Source organism: Kocuria soli (genome assembly GCF_003797835.1).
In the GTDB taxonomy this organism is placed as follows: Bacteria; Actinomycetota; Actinomycetes; order Actinomycetales; family Micrococcaceae; genus Kocuria; species Kocuria soli.
Genome location: NZ_RKMF01000022.1, coordinates 1 through 18596, shown reverse-complemented (window position 1 = coordinate 18596; position 18596 = coordinate 1). Strand labels below are relative to the sequence as shown.

General features: G+C 66.5%; 20 protein-coding genes. 9 read left to right on the top strand and 11 right to left on the bottom strand.

The genetic code is table 11. The features are described from left to right. Positions 1-58: 58 nt before the first annotated feature. Positions 59-1066 carry a zinc-binding alcohol dehydrogenase family protein gene (locus EDL96_RS13010; RefSeq protein WP_024476678.1) on the bottom strand — a complete coding sequence of 336 codons (1008 nt, stop codon included), beginning with the start codon at positions 1064-1066 and terminating at the stop codon, positions 59-61. Between the two features lie 71 nt (positions 1067-1137). Here EDL96_RS13010 and EDL96_RS13005 point away from each other — a divergent pair, with 71 nt between their 5' ends. After that, positions 1138-1488 (top strand): winged helix-turn-helix transcriptional regulator, encoded by a 351-nt coding sequence (locus EDL96_RS13005; RefSeq protein WP_024476679.1) that lies wholly within the window; start codon positions 1138-1140, stop codon positions 1486-1488. A gap of 14 nt (positions 1489-1502) precedes the next feature. On the opposite strand, the gene EDL96_RS13915 is transcribed toward EDL96_RS13005, so the two are convergent. From EDL96_RS13915 to EDL96_RS12990, 4 genes are all read right to left on the bottom strand, one after another. Continuing rightward, positions 1503-1625, bottom strand: a complete 123-nt coding sequence (locus EDL96_RS13915; protein WP_267189609.1) for a hypothetical protein — start codon at positions 1623-1625, stop codon at positions 1503-1505. A gap of 900 nt (positions 1626-2525) precedes the next feature. Continuing rightward, entirely contained in the window at positions 2526-3440 is a 915-nt protein-coding gene (locus EDL96_RS13000; protein WP_024476680.1) for an alpha/beta fold hydrolase, read from the bottom strand. A gap of 16 nt (positions 3441-3456) precedes the next feature. Beyond that, a complete protein-coding gene (locus tag EDL96_RS12995) occupies positions 3457-4179 on the bottom strand; it encodes an alpha/beta fold hydrolase (protein WP_123826659.1) in 723 nt (240 codons plus the stop codon). Positions 4180-4340: 161 nt separating this feature from the next. Then, entirely contained in the window at positions 4341-4694 is a 354-nt protein-coding gene (locus EDL96_RS12990) for an IclR family transcriptional regulator (RefSeq protein ID WP_229382131.1), read from the bottom strand. Here EDL96_RS12990 and EDL96_RS12985 point away from each other — a divergent pair. Next, a complete protein-coding gene (locus tag EDL96_RS12985; RefSeq protein WP_056689190.1) occupies positions 4672-5121 on the top strand; it encodes an aldo/keto reductase in 450 nt (149 codons plus the stop codon). The genes EDL96_RS12990 and EDL96_RS12985 overlap by 23 nt on opposite strands. A gap of 37 nt (positions 5122-5158) precedes the next feature. After that, entirely contained in the window at positions 5159-5353 is a 195-nt protein-coding gene (locus EDL96_RS13975) for a hypothetical protein (RefSeq protein WP_120298671.1), read from the top strand. 154 nt (positions 5354-5507) lie between these two features. On the opposite strand, the gene EDL96_RS12975 is transcribed toward EDL96_RS13975, so the two are convergent. The 5 genes from EDL96_RS12975 to EDL96_RS12955 all read right to left on the bottom strand — a co-directional run bounded on the left by EDL96_RS12975 (position 5508) and on the right by EDL96_RS12955 (position 10899). Continuing rightward, complete coding sequence (locus tag EDL96_RS12975) at positions 5508-5933, bottom strand: hypothetical protein (protein WP_231734932.1); 426 nt, start codon at positions 5931-5933, stop codon at positions 5508-5510. A 44-nt stretch (positions 5934-5977) separates the two neighbouring features. Continuing rightward, positions 5978-6295 (bottom strand): type II toxin-antitoxin system RelE/ParE family toxin, encoded by a 318-nt coding sequence (locus EDL96_RS12970; RefSeq protein ID WP_024476684.1) that lies wholly within the window; start codon positions 6293-6295, stop codon positions 5978-5980. After that, the gene (locus EDL96_RS12965) at positions 6292-6528 is read right to left on the bottom strand and encodes an addiction module protein (RefSeq protein WP_024476685.1); all 237 of its coding nucleotides are present in this window, start codon (positions 6526-6528) and stop codon (positions 6292-6294) included. The genes EDL96_RS12970 and EDL96_RS12965 overlap by 4 nt, the downstream gene beginning before the upstream one ends. A gap of 103 nt (positions 6529-6631) precedes the next feature. Then, a complete protein-coding gene (gene mobF, locus EDL96_RS12960) occupies positions 6632-10087 on the bottom strand; it encodes a MobF family relaxase (protein WP_024476686.1) in 3456 nt (1151 codons plus the stop codon). 227 nt (positions 10088-10314) lie between these two features. Beyond that, complete coding sequence (locus tag EDL96_RS12955; RefSeq protein WP_024476687.1) at positions 10315-10899, bottom strand: TetR family transcriptional regulator; 585 nt, start codon at positions 10897-10899, stop codon at positions 10315-10317. A gap of 105 nt (positions 10900-11004) precedes the next feature. Between EDL96_RS12955 and EDL96_RS12950 the strand changes: the two genes are divergently transcribed. From EDL96_RS12950 to EDL96_RS12930, 6 genes are all read left to right on the top strand, one after another. Next, positions 11005-11964: an MFS transporter gene (locus EDL96_RS12950; protein ID WP_199732620.1), complete on the top strand. Its 960-nt coding sequence runs from the start codon at positions 11005-11007 to the stop codon at positions 11962-11964. A gap of 30 nt (positions 11965-11994) precedes the next feature. After that, positions 11995-12222 (top strand): hypothetical protein, encoded by a 228-nt coding sequence (locus EDL96_RS13495; RefSeq protein ID WP_197425747.1) that lies wholly within the window; start codon positions 11995-11997, stop codon positions 12220-12222. Further along, on the top strand, positions 12219-12908 hold the full coding sequence (locus tag EDL96_RS12945) for an NAD(P)-dependent oxidoreductase (RefSeq protein ID WP_024476688.1): 690 nt from the start codon (positions 12219-12221) through the stop codon (positions 12906-12908). Before EDL96_RS13495 ends, EDL96_RS12945 begins: the two co-directional genes overlap by 4 nt. 49 nt (positions 12909-12957) lie before the next feature. Continuing rightward, positions 12958-13812, top strand: a complete 855-nt coding sequence (locus EDL96_RS12940) for a helix-turn-helix transcriptional regulator (protein WP_233568899.1) — start codon at positions 12958-12960, stop codon at positions 13810-13812. Between the two features lie 503 nt (positions 13813-14315). Then, positions 14316-15047, top strand: a complete 732-nt coding sequence (locus EDL96_RS12935; RefSeq protein WP_051317669.1) for a helix-turn-helix transcriptional regulator — start codon at positions 14316-14318, stop codon at positions 15045-15047. Between the two features lie 682 nt (positions 15048-15729). Further along, on the top strand, positions 15730-16698 hold the full coding sequence (locus EDL96_RS12930; RefSeq protein WP_101852925.1) for an IS481 family transposase: 969 nt from the start codon (positions 15730-15732) through the stop codon (positions 16696-16698). Positions 16699-16928: 230 nt separating this feature from the next. On the opposite strand, the gene EDL96_RS12925 is transcribed toward EDL96_RS12930, so the two are convergent. Next, positions 16929-18536 carry a recombinase family protein gene (locus EDL96_RS12925; protein WP_024476692.1) on the bottom strand — a complete coding sequence of 536 codons (1608 nt, stop codon included), beginning with the start codon at positions 18534-18536 and terminating at the stop codon, positions 16929-16931. Between the last annotated feature and the right edge of the window lie 60 nt (positions 18537-18596).

Below are 18596 nucleotides of genomic sequence, written 5' to 3'. Positions count from 1 at the left end.
TAGCCGAGGTTCTGCAAACGCACTCGCCTGTGAACATGCGCGTGCGCGCGGTTTCAGTCTACTCCCATCTGTGGACGGTGACCTTGCCGACTGTGCGGCCGTTCTCGACCAACTCGTGCGCCTCGCGGAGTGTGGTCGGTGAGATCGGCGCGAGTGTCGTTGTGGCCGTGGTGCGGATGCGGCCCTGATCTACAAGGTCAGCGACAGTGTTCAGGAGCTGGTGCTGTTCAATCATGTCCGGGGTCTGCCTGAGCGGGCGGGTGAACATCAGTTCCCAGTGCCAAGCGATGCTCTTGCCCTTGAGCGGGAACACGTCGCGCGGACCGTCGTCAATGGCGACAATATGCCCGAACGCTCGAACGATCCGCGCATAGGTTTCGATCTGCCCCGCGGAATGCGCGGTGAACAGCCAGTCCACGCCATCCTGCGCGACGGCGAGCACCTGCTCAGCCAGGTCGTCGCGGTGGTTCACCACATGCTCCGCGCCCAGGTTGCGCACCCAGGCGGAGCGTTCATCGTCGGAGGCGGTGGCGATCACGGTGACGTTCGGCAGGAGCGCGTCGGCCAGTGCCAGCATGATCGATCCGACTCCGCCGGTCGCGCCGATCACCAGCAGGGTGCCGGTCGAGTCCTCGGTAAGGGCGAGCCGCTCGAACAGGGTCTCCCAGGCGGTGATCGCCGTCAGCGGCAGCGCAGCAGCGTCGGCAAACGACAGCACCTGCGGCTTGCGCCCCGTAATCCGCTCATCCACAACATGCAGGCGCTGGTTCGTACCTGGCCGGTCGATGCTGCCCGCGTAGTACACCTCGTCACCCGGAGCGAACAGCGTCACCGCTGAGCCGACCTCGCGCACCGTACCGGCGGCGTCGAAGCCGAGCACCTTGAACCCGTTCGCAGGAGCGCCTTCCCGCAGTTTCACATCGACCGGGTTCACCGAGACCGCCTCGACCTCGACCAACAAGTCATGCGGTCCAAGTTCGGGCACCTCGACCTCGCGGGCGGTCAGCGCCTCGGGGTCGGTGGCGGGGAGGTTCTTCTCGTATCCGATCGCAGTCGTAGCCGTCATGCCAATTATGGTTCCCCAGACCTACTGGTTACCGTCAAGGCAACCTAGTACCCATCGGATACCATGAACGTATGAGTCAGACCGTGGATGAGTGCGACCGGAACGACGTGTACGCGGCCATGTGTCCGTGCCGCGACATGCTCGACCTGCTCGCCAACAAGTGGAGCGCCCTGGCCATCGGTGCGCTCGAAGACGGGCCGCAACGCAACGGGCAACTCAAACGACGCTTGGAAGGCGTCAGCCCCAAGGTGCTGTCCCAGACCCTCAAGCGTCTCGAAGACCACGGCCTGCTCACTCGCACCGTCTACCCCGAGGTTCCCGCTCGCGTGGAGTACGAACTTACTGACCTCGGACACAGCGCAGCCGCCCCGTTGAAGCATCTGCGCGACTGGGTTGAACACAACGTCGGAACCGACCAGTAGCGACCCCCTCGGCGCTACATCGAGCCAGGAGTCCCGGCCTCCGCGTAATACCGCGTCAACACAGACGAGGCGTCGCGGTCGCCGTCACCGGACACGACAGAGTTCAGCAGGTACCGGTACCCGTCACCGGTCGTCATCACCCTAATTGATAACGTCACACCTAGAAGGTGCGAAGTAACCGACGCGCGAGCACAGGAGCGCTTCTGTCATTTCGAAGGCGAGACTTCGCGCGATTGGGATTCGCCGGGCCATCCTTCTTCTCTTTCGTCGAACGTCACCGCAACACCGTGTCGCTGGGGTTCGTGAAATCTTCTTCCGGAAGCGAAACCCAGGTACTGCGCCATGAGGAACTCGCCGCAGCGATGCACAGGCGTTCGACAGTTCGGTCGCACGAACCGATCGTTTGTTAACGGACGGCACTGTACGTCGATCGAAAGTCGCGCCGACACCCCCTGCGAATTCGCGTCGCGGGATAGTTTGCCAGGATCCGGCGATCAGCGTGGTGCGCATCAAGGAGGTGCGCAGCGGCCTCAGCACGAGGAGCCTGCCCGCGAGGCCGACCACCCCGCCCCTAGGAACGGTAGGAGTGCGACGTCGGGGCGAGCTGGGGGCCACCCCCCGAGACCGAAAGTAGCACCGCAGCGACGATAAGCGCCACGCCAACCAGGGTGGTCGTCAGCTCCCCGACCAACGAACCGATCCATCCGCGTTCCTGGAGGTCTCGGAACATCCTTATGCTCAGCCCGAACGTTCCGTTCGAGCTGCGAACCGATCGTCTCGATGCGTCGTGGCAGACGCCTCAGCTGTCCACCGATGACCTGGAGTTGCACGCGGCCGTCGGCGAACATCTCCCTTGAGTCCATCGCCAGACGTATGAAATGAGGAGTTCGAGCAAGGGCCCGATCGACCAAGTCGTAGTCGGCAACGAGCTGGCACAGCGTTCCCTCGAGTGACACGAAGGAAACGACTGGCGTTCTCCTCCGCTGTTGGGGACGTCGGGTCGGCTGAAATAATGGCCGGGACGATACGGTGGCGAGTCAGAGCGCCGTGATCCACCGCGCGATCTCGTCAGCGAGCTCGTCGCTATTGTCTTCGACCATCAGCATGTGGCCGTTCCCAGCGAGAACAGGCAGTTCGGACGACCAGAAGGTGACGGCGGCGCCCTGATCGGTGAGCCAGGCCACGATGTCCTGATCCAGCTGCGAGGGGTGGTCGGTATCGGCTCCACCCGTGAAGACGAGAATCGGCTTGTTCGTGAACGCGTCGGTCGGCCCGATCCTCATTTGGCTCCCACCGATGTTCTGACGCTGATAAAGCATCCGGGCCGGGATCGGCCGAAGGGTGCGGCGGAACACCTCGATGCACTCGCGGGGGAACCGCCGGCTGGGTCCGATGGCCTTGTCGTTCACGAAGGCGCTTGTGGGTTCCCAGAAACCCATCTTCGGGATGGTCCAGTCGATGGCCGCTCCACGGATGGAGACCTCCTGGTCGGACTCCCTCACGATCTCGGGCACCGCCTGTACATTTCCAGGCGGGCCCGGAGCGACGGCTACGAGCCCGTCGATGAGATCGCCATGCGTCTCTAGGAGGCGGAAGCCAATCGGACCTGCCATCGAGTGCACGACCAGCACGACGTTCCGGCCGAGACCAGAGAGGAACACGCCCATCCCTCGGCACACGCTCTCATAGTCCAGCCGCGCAGACGCCGCACGATCATCGACGTGTTGGGCCGCCTCATAGGACAACCCCAGCCAGTCCACCACCAGCACACCGTAGCCAAGCGATACCAATCGTGCCGCCCAGCCCTGTCGGCCGTCGGGCGTCTCGAGATAGCACTCCTTCGAGACACCACCCCCGTGCACGAGGACGATCCACCGAGCAGGCGCACCCGACGGCGCCAGTTCGGTGTACGAGATCGGCGCGACGTCGTCTGGGCGTGAAATCGAATCCATAGCTTCCCCAGGCCTGTTAGGCAATGACGGCGTCGAGGGCCCGTGCGAGCCTCTCCGGATGCGTGAGCATCACCAAATGGCTTCCGTCGATCTCGATCGTGCGCGGACTATCAAGCCGCCCGGCCGCGGCCTGGTAGATCTCAGCGGGAACGGCCTGGTCCTGAGCGAGGAACACATAACTTGACGGGATGCTGCTCGCCCAGAACTGGTCGAGGCGGATCGGCTCAGAGGACCAGCCTGCCGGCGTTGGGACGAGCCTCGGCTCGAGCGCGGCGAGCTGCTGCTGCTCGAACGGGGACATGTCCTGCATAGACGCGGCCCAGAGCTCAGGCGGCATGACGATGGTGTTGTCGTCGGACTGACTCGCAAGCGCCTTCATCGCTGCGACCAACGGATCGGGGAGCACGTCGTTAATGGTCTCGCCGTCGCGCAGCACCCAGGCGTCGACGAAGACGACCCGGCCGATGCGCTCGGGCATCGCCTCAGCGACGAGTTGGATGAGCGGACCTCCGCCGCTATGACCGACGAGCACGATGTCGAGCTGGGTGAGCTCTCTTACCTGATCGATCAGATCGCGCGCCATCATGCTCATCGTGACGCCGGAGCGGTCCACGTCACCGTCTTCGAGACCGCGCAGCGTCGGCGCGATCACCTCGTGCCCCATTCTGCGCAATTCGTCGGCGACGCCGTCCCACGCCCAGCCGCCTACCCATCCGCCGTGCACCAGTACGATCTGCATTGATCATCCTCTTCGCATATTTATCTGCTGAGCAGAACTTGTTCCTAACTAGAAGACACAATAGCTTGCGCGGCGCCAACAGTCCAGCATGGCTCGAGCTCTCTTCAGAACGCGCCGAACGACCCCTGCACCAGGTCGCAGGGGAAAGAGACGACGAGCCTTCAGGAGGTCAGGTCGGCCAGACGTACGGCTGCCTCATCGAGGAGTGCGACGAGGGTCTTCACCTTGCGGGGAGGCAAGCGGAACACCGGGGCAGATGCGTTGATCGCCAACCGCAGCCCGCTCGCCGAGGGAACGGCCACGGCCACCGAGGCCACGCCCTCCTCGCTCTCCTCCCGGTTCGTTGCATAGCCCTGCTTCGCGACAAGATCCAGTTGTGCGAGGAGCTCGGTCTTGGTACGGATCGACTGCGGAGTCACCTGTGAGAGTTGCTCGTCGGGGTAGAGACGGTCCAATTGTTCTCGCGGGAGCTGCGCCAGGAGAACCTTTCCCGTGGAGGTGCAATGGGCCGGCATCTCCTTGCCCAACCGTGAAGCGACTCGCACCGCCGTCGTCGGTTCCGAGACCGGGGTCGTGCCCGACGTGAACCAGATCCAGCTCAGCCCCGACATCGCCCGTACCGTTCCTCGACGCGCGCACGAGGTGCTCGGTATCGTGACCGAGAGCTGGAGCCCGCTCGGCCGCGGGCCCGAGCTGCGGGAGAACCCGACGATCGTGCAGATCGCGGCGGACGTCGGACGAACGGCGGCACAGGTGGTGCTCCGCTGGCACGTGCAGCAGGGCCTCGTGCCGGTGCCGAGATCGTCAGACCCCAAACGCCTGGTCGAGAACCTCTCGGTCTTCGACTTCCGCCTTAGCACCGACCAGATGGCCACGCTTGCGTCCCTCGACAACGGCGAAGCCGCCGCGCGGGACTCTGACCTGCCCGAGAACGGTCATTAGTCCACCAAGAACACCAAAATCGTCACCGATCTGGTAAATTCAGCGCGCTCTGGAGACGCAGCAGAACGCCTCGCGCGGCTCCTGGACATTCGACTACACGCAGGACCGGCTCTCCGCCATCATGCGCTGCACACACGACCGCTGCCTCGAGACCGCCGACGAATACGGCTCGCCAGGCTTGCCCGGTGGACTTCGGCGACTGCGCGAAGCAACTGACCGGCGGCGAAGGTGATGGCTCGAACGTAGGCGCGATCTGCCTTGCTCGCCTCACCTTCGGCTCGCTCGACAGCCGCGTCCAAACCATCGCGAAGTCGCGTGCACTGCAGATGGCGGCGAGGGAGAGAGTAAGTTCTGCAGTGTGCCCGATCGGGAACAGGGGGTGGGCTTTAGTACCCCTGCCCGAATTCGCGAAGTCTGGGCCACAGATCGCCGCCGACGACGCCGAAGACCCCTACGTCCGCCAGCATGCCGCCGAAGCCCTGCTTGAGATCAACGAAGACCGGAAAGTCAACGGCCGCTACCTCGCCGTCAAGACCCGACAGAACCTCGCCCGCCTCACCGACTTCGCCGAACACACCCGTCGGTTTCCCTGCCTCTTCCGCCTCGATCAACGCCACCTGTGCACCCCTATCAGCGGGAGCGAGGGTCTCGGGAAGCTTCTCAAGCCGACGGGCAACTCGCTCGGCAGTGCTTGCGAATCGGCGGTACGGACGACCCAACTGTTCGCTCGTGTTGGGGTCCTGGCCGTGCCCCATGAGACGGCGGAGCTGCTCCTCGCTGACCTCACCACCGGGTTCGACGGCGCCAGAAATGTACGCGAGACCCGATCCGAGCCATGAGCCCGGCGGCGTGCTGTTCAGTCGTTCAGCCGGTGGAGCCAGTAGCCGGGTTCGCGGCGCTCGTGGGCGTAGGCGAGGATCAGGATCGTGTCCGGCTCCACCGTGTAGACGATGCGGTACGGGTATCCGCGAACGGCCTTGCTGCGGATCACGGTGCCATCGTCAGCGGTCGTGAATGGTGGGGCGGCGTTCGGCCATTGGTCGAGGTCTTTCCGGGCTTGCCTTGCTCGGTCGATGAGCGCAAGGCCGATCCCTGGCTCCTGGTCTTCGTACCAGCGCACGGCGGCGTCGAACTCCGCGACGGCCTCGGGGTGCTCTCGCTGGGCCAAGGTCATGCGGTGAGCAAGGCGCGCAAACGCTCGTAGTGCTCGTCGGCATCCACCAGATCGACCGCACCCTCACGCACCTCGGCCAGTCGCCGGGTAGCCTCGGCACGCCAGGCTGCATCGACCTCGCTCTCGTCGTCTGCATCATGGAGGCTTTCGAGCAGGGCGTTAGCGACGACCGCGCGCTGATCGGCGTCGAGCGCGAGGCCGTCTCGGATCAGAGTTGCGGTGTCGGGTGTCATGTATTCAAGTGTACGTCGAACGGCCGACAATCGCGCTGGGCGTCTGTGGCTCGGGTTGCGGGGCTGCTGTGAACGTCACGCCGACGCGACGTGCTGCTGATGCTCATAGGCCGCGTGCTGGCCCGTCATGTCGCGGGTCGTTGCGCCGCGGGTCGCGTTCGGTCGGCTCGCGGAGTTGCCGTTCGCGTTCGGCGAGTGCTTGCTGCCTTGCTTCGTGCTCGGCGCGGGTGGTTTCGATCCGTGCGGCGGCGTCGCGGATCGGTAGCGCGCGGAGGTAGTCGGCCTCGGCTCGGAGCGCGGTGGCTTGCTGGTGCGCCTGTCCTGCTTGCTGTGCTGGGTTCGGCAGTCGCATCCCGACCCGGTGGCGCATCACCGCCTGCGGCCCGTACTCGCTGACCAGCAACGCCCGGCGTTCCTGCTCGTGCCGCTGCCGCAACTCGTCACGGTCGGCTCGCGCGGCCTCGACGTGCTGGGCGGCGTCGATCACGCGGGGATCGGCCTCGGCGCGACGCTCGGCCTGTCGTGCCGCCCACTCGGGCAGGGTGTCGGTGGTGCGGGGTGGTTCGCCCCATGTTTCGCGCACCCGTGCCCGAACCGTCCGGGTGTGCTCGCTCGTCTGGCGGTGCTCCGCGCGGGCCTTGCGCCTGCCGAGCCTGCCGACGGTGGCGAGTCGGCTGCTTGCGGCGGCCTCGCGCTCGACAGCATCGAGATAGGTGGTGCCGTCTGCCTCGGCCTGCACCGTCAACGGTTCCGCGATTTCGGCACGGATGCGCGCCGCCTCGTCCTCGGCGTGGCGGAGCACGTCGGCGTGCTCGTCGTCCTCGGTCTTGTGTGTTGCGCGCTGGGCGTCGAACCTGGCAGCGGTCTGCTCCCAGCGTTCCGCCGCACGTTCGGCTCGTTCGGCTTCGGCGGTGAGGCGGGCGAGTTCTTCGGTGATGAGCTGCACGGGGCCATCGCTGACGAGGCCTTGCACGGCGTCGATGGCTTGGGCGGTGGCGTGGTCGAGGCCACGGTCTGCCGGGTCGCGTTCCATCGCCTCAACGAACCGCGCCCGCGCATCCGCCATATCAGCGGCGACGACGTGGAGTTGGTTCTGTTGGCGGCCTCTCGTCATGCCGACGTAGACGCCTGCCGCGCTCGTCGCCTCCGACAAGGCCGTGTGGGAGGCATCGACGGTTGCGCCTTGGACGCCGTAGGCGGTCGCGGCATACGACAGGTGCGCCCACTCGCTCACGTACTCGGCGGGGAGGGCGACGGTGCGGCTGTGCTTGCCTCCGCCGCTGACTTCGCGGGCGTAGACGCTGCCCTCGTCGGTCACATGCTGCACGATCCATTGCTGCCGGTTTGCCACGCCGAGGTCGCTGCTGTTCTTCCGGGTCTGGATCAGGTCGCCAGCGCCGATGCTCAGCCCGTCGCTGCCGGTCGTCGTCATAGTGTCGTCGACCTCGCCGCGCTCGACCCGCCCGGCGCGGATGTGCTCGTTCAGCTCGGTGGCCTCGTCGTTGGTGGCGACGGTGATCGCTTCGCCGTCGTGGGCGTGGGCGGTGATGTGCTCGCGGGCCGCTTCCTCGTCGGCATGCAAGGTCACGAGGCCCATCGTGGCGAGTCGGTCGAACACGTCGCCGGGGTGCTCCCGGTCACGCATGACCAACGTCAACGCCGCATACTCGGCATCGGTGAACCTGTGGAGTTCGGTCATGTCGTAGGTACGGCCACGAATCTGGGCGGCCATGTCGAGCACCCCGCCGCGCCCGACCGCCGGGAGCTGCGCCCGGTCGCCCACGAACGCGACCGACGCGCCTGCCTCGGCGGTGACGGTCAGCAGAGCGAGGGCGGTGTCCTGGTCGAGCATCCCCGCTTCGTCCACGATCACCCGCTCACCCCGCGACAGCACGGCGTCGTTTGGTGGGCCGGTGTAGATGTTCCCGGTTGCAGGGTCGGTGTCGCCGGGTGCGAGGCGTGTCCATACGCCGTCCTCGTTCCACCGCCACCCATGCGCATACACGAGCGCCGCGACGGAGGTTGCGGGCACGCCGAGTTCTTCGTGGGCGACCTGCGCCGCACGCAACGTCGGCGCAACCACCCGCGAGGATCGCCCGTGCTCGGCTGCAACCTCGATGGCGACGCCGAGCATGGTGGTCTTGCCTGCGCCCGCCGCGCCCTCGACAATCACGAGCGGGTTGGTCGAGGCGACGGCAGCGGCGGCCACGGTCTGCCCGGTGTCGAGTCCGGCGGCTTGCGCAGCGTCGGTCACGTCGGGGTGCTTCGGCTCCCGTTCCGGCGTCGCGGCGGTGAGTTGGTCGCGGAGTGCGGTCTCGGCGGCGACGACGCCAAGGCTGGTGAGGTGGGCGACGTGCTCGGGTTGCACCATGCCCGGCGGCAGCACCGAGAAACAATCCGAGGCGGCGAGTCCGGTGGCGAGGTCGATGAACTCGCGCAACTCCGCCGGGGTCGCTTGCACGCCTGCCTCGGTGGTGATGCGGGTGACGTGCTCTCGCACGGTGTGCGGTGTCCAGGTCGATGCAGCCGCCGCGCAGCGATCCAGCGCACGACTGGCGACCTGTTGCACGCTGAGGTCATCCAGCGATGCCGGCGCAACGGTGTCGGGGTGCTGCAAGCTCTCGGGGTGGTAGCCGGCGTCTCGGAGTTCCTGCTGCCACCACTGCTCGTTCTTCAAGTCCGCCGGTTTCTTGCCGGGCCGCTGGAACGCCCACGCCGCGTCCTGCATCCGAGCGGTCAACACCGGGCCGGGCGTCTCGCCGGGATGCTTCGCTTGCCACTCGGCCTCCATGCGTTCCAGGTTGCGTCTGATCTGCGCCGACCGCTTCGACATGACGGCGTTGAACGGCTCCAACTCCACAACCTCACCGCTTACGGGGTCGAGGGTCAGGCCATGCTCGGAGAGCGTGGCGGCGAGCTGGGGGTGCGCGGCGATCACCGCCGTACCGAGAGCACGGATCGCGCCCTGCTGCTGGAACAACGCCGCCGTGGTCAGCGCCCGCCACTTCCCGCCCGCCCACACCCTCGTGCCAATCTGGAAATGGATATGCCGGTGCGGATCACCCGCACGACTCGTCTTGTGCGTGATCGCGACGGTCTGCATGTGCTCGACCGGCAGCACCTCCTGCGCGCCGCGCGGCCCCGCCAACGTGACCGAATGCTGACCAAGGAAGTGCTGAATCTCCCGCGCCGCATCCCGCTGCGTCGCGTCCAACGCCTCGGACACGTCCGGGTGGAGTGCGGCGGCGACCGACAGGCTCTTCGGCGCGTTGATCGTCATCTCCGCGAACAACGGCGACCCCCGACGCACCTTGCCCGGCTTGCGCGGGGTACCCATCGACTCCCCGGTGTCCGGGTTCACCCAATCGACCCAGGCTTCGTACTCATCCGCCGACAGCGACCGAGCAGCGGTGACCTCGCCGGTCGCGTCGATCACGGCGTACTCGGCCACGGCCTGGTCTGCGCCGAGGTAGTACTCGTCAGCGCGGGAGCGGTCGGCCTCGACATAGGCGCGCGCGGCAGCACCGCTGCCGTGGAACAGCTTCACTCCACCCTTCACTCTGGCCTCCCTCACGAGTCGTCTCGTGAGAGAGGTGCGCACTACGGCCCCGCCGTAAAATACGTGCCTCACTGAGATAGGGGGCAGATGACTGATGGAGCCGAGCGTCAGCGCGAGAGCGTCGCACAGAGTGTCGCTGGCAAGAGTTGGCGTCACAAAGTTCGAGGGAACTTTCGGAGTTCGGTTCGATGAAGTGACTAGTCTTCTCGGCGAACTTCGTGACCTGATTACTGCCCGATGAGTCTTCGGGCAGCGGTGACGACGGAGGCACGGCGGCGTGCGTGTTCGGCGTCGCTCTCGGCTCCGGTGATCATGCGGGCGACCTGCGGTACCGCTGACCACCATCCGGCGAGTGAGAGCACGAGGAACATCAGGTGGTCGGCGTCGAGGTCGCTCGTTACTGTGCCCTTGGCCTGTCCGTCGGTCATGGCGGCGACTTTGTATCCGTAGTATTCGCGCCGCTCGGCCTCGTCGGGTACTTCGGTGTCGAAGACGAGCCCTTCCCAGCGCATGAGCCTGCCGAGTTCGGGGTGCTCGCGGTGGTAGTCGTAGACGCGCCCGGCGTAGTCGCCCACGTCCTCGGTTGCGAATGATTCGACGGGCACGTCGCGGGCTACCTTCGCCAGTTCCTCGCGCAGTACGGTGGCGAAAAGTCTGTCCTTGCCCCCGAAGTGCGTGTAGACGCGCTCCTTGTTCACCCCGGCGGCCTTGGCGATGCGCTCGATGGTCGTGCCGTGCGGCCCGTGCGCGGCGAACTCGGCCACCGCCGCGTCGAGGATGCGGCGCTTCCTGCCCTCAACATCCCAGCCCATCGTTCCCACCTCCCGTCTCGTGCGGTAAACCCAACGCTCACGTTGCGTCTTCGCGGTTAGCCTACTACAGTCAAATCCAACGGAAACGTTGGATTTGGAGTGGTGGTGTCTGCGAACTCGACGGAACAGATAGCGGGAGCAGGCGAGGCGCGCGAGCACCCGGCAGGGAACGGCGTGGTCGTGCTGCTCGTGGTCACGGCGCTGCTGGTGCTCACGCAGTTGTACGCGGCAATCCCGCTGATCGCCCCGATCGGTGCGGAACTCGGCTCTGATGTGACGTTCGCGCTCTCGACGGTGTTCAGCGTGTGCTATGCGGTCGGGTTCCTGATCTGGGGGCCGTTGGCCGATCAGTACGGGCGGAAGCGGATCATGCTCATCGGCCTGGTGTATCTCACCGTCGCGACCATCGCCTGCGGCTTCGCCTCCACGGTGCCGATGCTTGCTGCGCTGCGCGGGGTGCAGGGGGTGATGGCGTCGAGTTTCGCGCCGGTTGCGCTCGCGTATCTGGCCGAAGCGACCCCGCTGAAGCGTCGGGCAACGGCGATCGGGGCCATGTCGACGGCATTCCTCGTTGCCGGGATCGCAGGCCAAGTACTCGCCTCCGCGCTCAGCCTGACGTTGGGCTGGCAGTGGGTGTTCATCCTCTCCGGCATCATGCTCGGCCTCGGCATGATCGGCGTCGCCGTGCTCGTCACCGAGCCGCACAGTCGCAGAGACGATGCGAGCCTGGTGCGTCGCTTCGCCGTAGTCGGGAGGGTCGCCACACGCCCCTCGGTGCTGCTACTGAGCCTCGCGCACCTAACGCTGCTGTTGTCGTTCGTCGGCATGTACACCGGCCTCGGCCCGCACCTGACCGACCTCTGCCTGGACTCATCGCAGGTGATCTGGCTCCGCCTCGTCGGGCTGCCGGGCATGTTCGCCTCCCTCTTCGCGGGCGCTATTGCGAAGCGTCTCGGCGGCGCGGGGGTTGCACGTGCCGGGTTCGCCCTCGCCGCGATTGGGCTGCTGATCGAAGCCGCACTCTCGGCATCCCTCGCGGGCACGGCGCTGGCGAGTCTCGTGTGAGTCACTGGGGTCGCGCTCGCGGTGCCCGCGATGATCACCCTGTTCGGCGAGACCGCCGCCCCGAACCGGGCCGGTGGGATGGCGCTCAACGGATTCGTGCTGTTCCTCGGTGCCAGCGTCGGCCCACTCACTGCCTACCTGGGCTTGGACTTCCCGATCCTGCTCGTCAGTCTCGCCGCGCTCATGGTGCTCGCCGTCGCCAGCCTCACCGGGTTCGCCCGACTCACCCGCACGCCCGCTTCGGAGGTACCTGTATGACTCGCATCCTGATTCTCGGCGCGACCGGGCGCACCGGAGCCGCCATCCTCGCTCATCTCCCCGCAGGCATCGAGGCGACCGCTGCGCTGCGCGATCCGGCAGACACCACGCGGCTCGCCAAGACTGCTGCATCGCTGACCTCCACGGTCGTGAACATCGCTGAGAACGCCAGTCTCACGCAAGCAATGCACGGCATCGACGTCGTCATGAACGCGATCCGACTGCGTGAGGACATCGCCCCGACCGAACTCGTGGCCGTACATGATCGACTCATCGAGGCAAGCACCAAGGCCAACGGCGCTCCGGCCCGGATCGTCACGGTCGGCGGAGCAGGAGCACTCCGACTCCCTGGAGACAGACGGTTCTGGCAAGACCCCCGGTTCCCAGAACCCACACTGCCGCGCGGGAGAGCACACGCCATGCTGCGCGACCACCTCGAAGCGGGCAACGCAGGATCAGAATGGGCGTATCTGATCCCGCCGCCCGTCTACGAACCGGAGGGGCCGACGACAGCACGCTGGGAACGAGTCTCCCCTTCCACAGACGAGACTGCGTTCACCCGACAAGCGATCAGTTATGCCGACTTCGGAGCGGCAGTCGCGGAGACTTCCACCAAGGACGACACTCGCACGCAACTCATCGCATGGCCCAGTGAACTGACAGAAAAGCACCCGATGAGTGGATAGGCGCATCTCCCCGCCGTTGTCGGCTCGGACACGGACGACGCATCGACCTGTGGGCCTGGCGGCGTACAACGTTGTCCGGCTCGTTGTGATCCGTGACGGCACGGCCATCGTGTTCAGCGAGTTCGGACAGCAACCCGTCAGCTTTGGCGACGCGGTGCTGCTGGGGCCGAGCGTGCTGTTCGGCGTCGAACCCGAGGGGCGGGTCACCTATACGACGGTCTACATCGACACCGACATGGCGCTGGATCAGTTCTTCTGGCAACACTCCGCGATCTTGCACGACCGCCTCGACGCCCACGACTTCGCGGGAAAGGTGTACACCGAACCTGCCCAGGTACTGCACCTGGGCCGGGATCGAGCCGGGCGGTTGTTGCCGTGGCTGGACGAGCTGGTCGCCCTCACCGTCGAGGGCAAGTACCTGGAACGGTTCCATCGGATGCAGGCGCTCTGGTTCCTCATCACCGATGTGATCGCGCCGTGCATCCGCGTCTCGACGGTGCGGCTGACCCGGCTGCAACGTGCCCGCGCTCGCCCGTTCTCCGCTCTAAGTCGGGTGCCTGAACCGTTGCGTCGTGAGGCGATGCTGGTGCGCGACGCGCTGCACAGCCGGATCACGCACCCGTGGACGCTCGCGGAACTGGCAGCCCTGGTGCGGCTCTCTCCGAAGCACCTGGTGCGCGTGTTCACGGACACGTTCGGGAAGACCCCGACCGCCTACCTGGTGATGCTCCGCGTGCAAGAGATGGCGCGGCTCCTACGCGAGACGAACATCACCGTCACCGCCACCGGGCAGCGGGTGGGGTGGCGGAGCCGGTCGCGCGCGGTAGAAGCATCCACAGCGCACACCGGAGTGACACCGAGCCGCTACCGAGACATGCGCCCGCTCATGACCGACCTCCCATGACCGAGCCGGTCGCGCTGCCCGGCAAAGTGCCGGAGTGACCGGGAAACGCCCGGCCTGCTCGTCTCCTGCTTCGCCGCGACCGCCGGTGCTTGGTAGGCCGGTTCTTCCCCCTGGTTGCTCGGGGGTGGTCAGAGAAGGGAGGTCGTCATGTCGCTGCTACTCGAACGCCCGGCGACCACGCCGACCGGTCATGAGCCTACAAGGACGCCGCAGTCGCCGCACCCCGCGATAGTGCAGCCGGTCGAGCCGTGGAGTTGCGTCTATGTCACCAGCATCCGTCACCGTCGCATATTGGCGGCGACCGCCTATGACTGTGTGCGCTTCGTGGTCGTGCGCGACGGCTCGATCATCCTCACCGATGCCGATGCCGATGCCGATGCGGGCGGGTCGGCGTCGGTGGGTGATGTGGTGCTGGTCGCCCCGAACGTCGAGTTCGGGTACGAACCCGAGGGCACCGTCACGGTGAGGACAGTGGCAGTGGATACCGATTACTGGTCGAGCAGTTGTTCTGGCAGCACCTCGACGTGCTCGCGGACGGCGAAGCCGCACGCGACCTCGCAACTCACCTGTATCCCGATCCGGTGCAGGTGCTGCGCGTCGGAGAATCGCAGGCCGAACGGCTCGGGCCGATCCTCGATGAACTCGCCACACTCACCGGCGAAGACCAATCGCCGCGCGGCTACTTCCGTGCGTATGCGCTGCTGTTCACGGTGCTCGCCGCCATCGCGCCGCTGGTTCGTCACGCGCCGGTGGAGGTGCCGCCGCTGACCTCTCGGCAGCGGGCCGTGCGGGTCGCGCCTCCCCGGTGGCGGGAGTTCAAGCCGGTGCGCCGCGAGATTATGCGCACGGCGGCGCTCATGCAGAGCAACATCGCCAGGCAGTGGCCGCTCACCGAACTGGACGCGCACGCCTGCCTGTCGCCGAGTCAGCTCAATCGGGTGTTCAAGGACTCGTTCGGGGTGACGCCGCCGGTGTACCTGTCGATCCTGCGCGTACAGGAGATGGCGCGCCTGATCCGCGAAACCGATCTGCTCATCGGCACGATCACCGAACGGGTCGGCTGGTGCCACCACTGCGGGCAAGCCTCGCGCATCTTCCGCCGCTACATGGGCGTGACCCCCATCGAGTACCGGCGCTACGGCCCACCGTCCGCGAGCCGGGCGGGGCCGGGCGTCGGCATCGCCACCGCACGCGCCGACGACTCCCGTGGGAACGGGTGCGCACCTACCTACTGACACCTGCCCACACGACCGGAGGAACCCGACGATGAGCACCGCCACCACGCGACCGCGATACGCTCCGGCGCGCCTGCATGTCGGGGTGGGGGTGACGGTTCCGGCAAATTGCCGGAACCGTGCGACCAGGGCTTTTACTCCCGGCCGGGGTGGTTCCGTCGAATCGGCGGCACCACACTCGCGGGGCGACGGTCGGGGAAAATTTCCCACACCGTCCAGCCTGCGACCTCGGCCCGCTGTGCTGCTCGTTGTGGTTCTCGTGACGGTGGTGGCAAATTGGCACCACCGTCCGACCAGGAGTTTCGCCGTTGCCCCCGCGAACCAAGCCGCATCCGCTGCGACCTCACCGCGACCGTTCACGGTGGTGTCGAATCGCCACCACCGTCGGACCTGCGCTTTCGCTCCGCTCGGCTGGCCGTCACGGGCGCGAACGGTGCCGCAAAATTTGCGGCACCGTTGAGCCGGTTCACGAGGGTACCGAATCGGCACCCCCGTGACATACCCCGTTTGGGGTCGGTCGCAGGTAGCTCCCTGTGGATAAGTCTGCATATAGTACCTCAACTCGATGCCAGGTACTAGATGTACCCGGCCATGAGGTTGGTGGCGTTTCCGGTCTTGTGAAAGGGGAGAACCTCCGGGCTTAGTGGAGATGTCTGACGTCTTCACGAACTCGGAGGTTCTCGTGTCCCACCGTAATGCCCGCTTGACCGTGCACGGCAGGCTGCTCATCGTCCATCGTGCCGGTGCCGGGTGGAAGCAGGCGCATATCGCCGCGGCAATGGGCGTGTCCCGACGCTGCGTGAAGCGGTGGCTGGACCGCTACCGCGCCGAGGGTGAAGCCGGTCTCTACGATCGCTCCTCGCGGCCTCACCACGTCGCCAACCGCACCCCCGATGCCAGGGCCGCGGCGGTGGTCGCGATCCGGAAGAAGGAACGAGTCGGCCGTGACGAGGTCGCGGCCCGCACCGGGGTGCCGGCGCGGACGGTGTCGCGCATCATCGCCCGGTCCGGGCTGCCTCGTCTGGTCGATCTGGACCCGATGACCGGGGAGCGGATCCGCGCGTCGAAGACCACAGCGGTCCGCTATGAACGCGAGCAGCCCGGCGAGCTGGTGCACATGGACGTGAAGAAGCTCGGTCGCATCCCCGACGGCGGCGGGTGGAAGGCGCACGGCAGAGCGATGGGCTCCACAGCCGCCCGGAAACAGACCGTCGTCGGCTACGACTACGTGCACTCCGTCGTCGACGACCACTCCCGGCTCGCATACTCCGAGGTCCTCCCCGACGAGAAGGGCCCGACCTGCGCCGCGTTCCTCGAACGCGCCATCGGCTACTTCGCCGCGCACGGCATCCCCCGCATCGAGCGGCTGATCACCGACAACGCCTGGGCCTACCGATGGTCGCTGCGCGGCGTCTGCGGCGCGCACGGCATCCGGCAGAAGTTCATCAAACCGCACTGCCCGTGGCAGAACGGCAAGGTGGAGAGGTTCAACCGGACCCTGCAAACCGAATGGGCCTACCGGCAACCGTTCACCTCGAACGACGACCGCACCGCAGCACTTGACCCCTGGCTCGAGCACTACAACACTGGACGACGCCACTCAGCCCTCGGAGGCAACCCCCCGATCAGCCGACTGCAACCAACGTCCTGACCCCGTACAACTAGATGTTGTGGTTTGCCTGTCGTACCTGTCTACATGGATACCTCGACGCAGACCACCACAACCACGCCCGAACCAGCCTCGACCGATGCCCCCGAACCACTCGGCGCACGCCTCGCGCGGGAGAGCCGCGCAGCGCAGGGCCTGCCTCCGGTCATCGCTGACCCACGGGTGCGTGAGCAACTGCAAGCCCTCTGCGGCCTGCCGAAGGCGCGGGGGCGTTAGGCGCGCCAGACGAACTCGACCCGATGTGCGAGAATCCCCGCCCGGTACACCTCACGGCGGGCATGAAACGCTTCGACGGTCTCATTGCGCCGCCTCGCCGGTGTCGCGCCGTTCATCCCCCTGGGCAGGGCGTGAACGAGGACGGCTTCAAGGACGAGACTGGCGGCCTGGTGCTGCCACATCGGGGTACGGTCGGCCCACTCCTGTGCGACGGTCGTCATATCAATCGACGGGCCAGTGTGCTCCGGCACCGTGGCGGCGTACTCGCGGCGGGTGCGTTCGATGCGTTCGGCGATCCGTGAGCGTTGCCGCACCCACATCGACTTGTCGATCAACCCGTCGTAGTAGTCATCATCGAGCCGGGCGAGGCGTTCCCGGTCGGCATCGAGCGTCGCGGCAAGCCCCACTCGTGCGGCCTGATCCGCGCCCGGAGACTGGCGCTTGGCGGGGTTGAGGGTGATCTGCTCGAACGTCGCGAGCACGGCTTCCTCCACGAGTTTGGTGAGGTCGCCGGAACGGATCGAGCGGTTGCACCCGCCCGGCACCTGTTGCACACACTGATACACCTGGCCGCGATGCAGCATGGCGCGTCCGCAGGTCGAGCAGCGGATCAGACCCGAGAACGGATACAGCCGTTTCGCCGCCCCACTGCCGGGCTGATGGAAGTTTCGGGCCTGCTTGCGGGCATCGAGCACATCGGAGACCTGCTGCCAGGTGTCCTCGTCCAAGATCGCGGGCCACGCGGCGGTCGTCTGCATCAGGGAGGTTTTCGACCGGGTGCCGTCCGGCAACAACGGTCGATACTCCCGTACCCCCTTGATCGAGGGGTTGCGCAGCACCAGTTTGAGTGTCCGATCCGACCACCGGCACCCGTGCGTCGTACGGATACCCCGCCGGTTCCAGTCGGTGAGAATCCGGTACAACGTCTCTCCGGCCAGCACCCGCCGCGCGGCTTCCCGCACCAACTCGGCAGCCTCGGGGTCGATCACGAGCGTGTGGTTCTCGGCGCGGTAGCCGAACGGCACCTGCCCACCATGCCAAGTGCCCTCGATGGCCTGCTGCTTCGCCGCCCGAGCGACACGGCGGGCGGTGTCGGCTGAGGACTTGTTCGCCATCGCGACCAGCACCCGCGCCATCGCCACATCAGAATCCGTATCCAACCTCAGCGAGCCGGTCACGGAGCGGACGCTGAAGCCGTTGAGTACCTTGGCGTCGATCAGGTCTTCCAAGTCTCTCGGGTCGCGCACCGCCCGATCCAGGTCGTAGGCGATCATCACCCCGGCGCGCTGCTCGCTGAGGTGCTTCAACATCGCGCGGAACTCCGGGCGCACCACGCGCCGCACCCGCTCACCCGTCGGGAGTGTGATCGTGCGCTGCTTGAACGCCGACGTGTCGTTCTCCCGGTACACCTGGGCGACTTCCCACCCGTGCGCTGCCGCATACGCCCGGCAGTCAGCTTCCTGCCGGTCAACACCGCGCTCGGTGCCCTCGGGATCATCACTGATCCGCACATACACCACCGCCCGCAACGACGGCGACGCCTGCGCCGTCGCCTGGTCGTTCGGCTCATTGCCTGCGGTTCGTTCCTGCTGATCGTGGCTCATCTCAGCCACCGCCTTCCTAGCTCTCATCGAGAGGTAGGTGCGTTTACAGAACCTCGGCTA

Coding starts and splice junctions, on each gene's coding strand:
- EDL96_RS13010 (WP_024476678.1), bottom strand. CDS start 1,066: ATGACGGCTACGACTGCGATCGGATACGAGAAGAACCTCCCCGCCACC.
- EDL96_RS13005 (WP_024476679.1), top strand. CDS start 1,138: ATGAGTCAGACCGTGGATGAGTGCGACCGGAACGACGTGTACGCGGCC.
- EDL96_RS13915 (WP_267189609.1), bottom strand. CDS start 1,625: ATGACGACCGGTGACGGGTACCGGTACCTGCTGAACTCTGTCGTGTCC.
- EDL96_RS13000 (WP_024476680.1), bottom strand. CDS start 3,440: ATGGATTCGATTTCACGCCCAGACGACGTCGCGCCGATCTCGTACACC.
- EDL96_RS12995 (WP_123826659.1), bottom strand. CDS start 4,179: ATGCAGATCGTACTGGTGCACGGCGGATGGGTAGGCGGCTGGGCGTGG.
- EDL96_RS12990 (WP_229382131.1), bottom strand. CDS start 4,694: ATGCCGGCCCATTGCACCTCCACGGGAAAGGTTCTCCTGGCGCAGCTC.
- EDL96_RS12970 (WP_024476684.1), bottom strand. CDS start 6,295: ATGACCTTGGCCCAGCGAGAGCACCCCGAGGCCGTCGCGGAGTTCGAC.
- EDL96_RS12965 (WP_024476685.1), bottom strand. CDS start 6,528: ATGACACCCGACACCGCAACTCTGATCCGAGACGGCCTCGCGCTCGAC.
- EDL96_RS12955 (WP_024476687.1), bottom strand. CDS start 10,899: ATGGGCTGGGATGTTGAGGGCAGGAAGCGCCGCATCCTCGACGCGGCG.
- EDL96_RS13495 (WP_197425747.1), top strand. CDS start 11,995: ATGATCACCCTGTTCGGCGAGACCGCCGCCCCGAACCGGGCCGGTGGG.
- EDL96_RS12945 (WP_024476688.1), top strand. CDS start 12,219: ATGACTCGCATCCTGATTCTCGGCGCGACCGGGCGCACCGGAGCCGCC.
- EDL96_RS12925 (WP_024476692.1), bottom strand. CDS start 18,536: ATGAGCCACGATCAGCAGGAACGAACCGCAGGCAATGAGCCGAACGAC.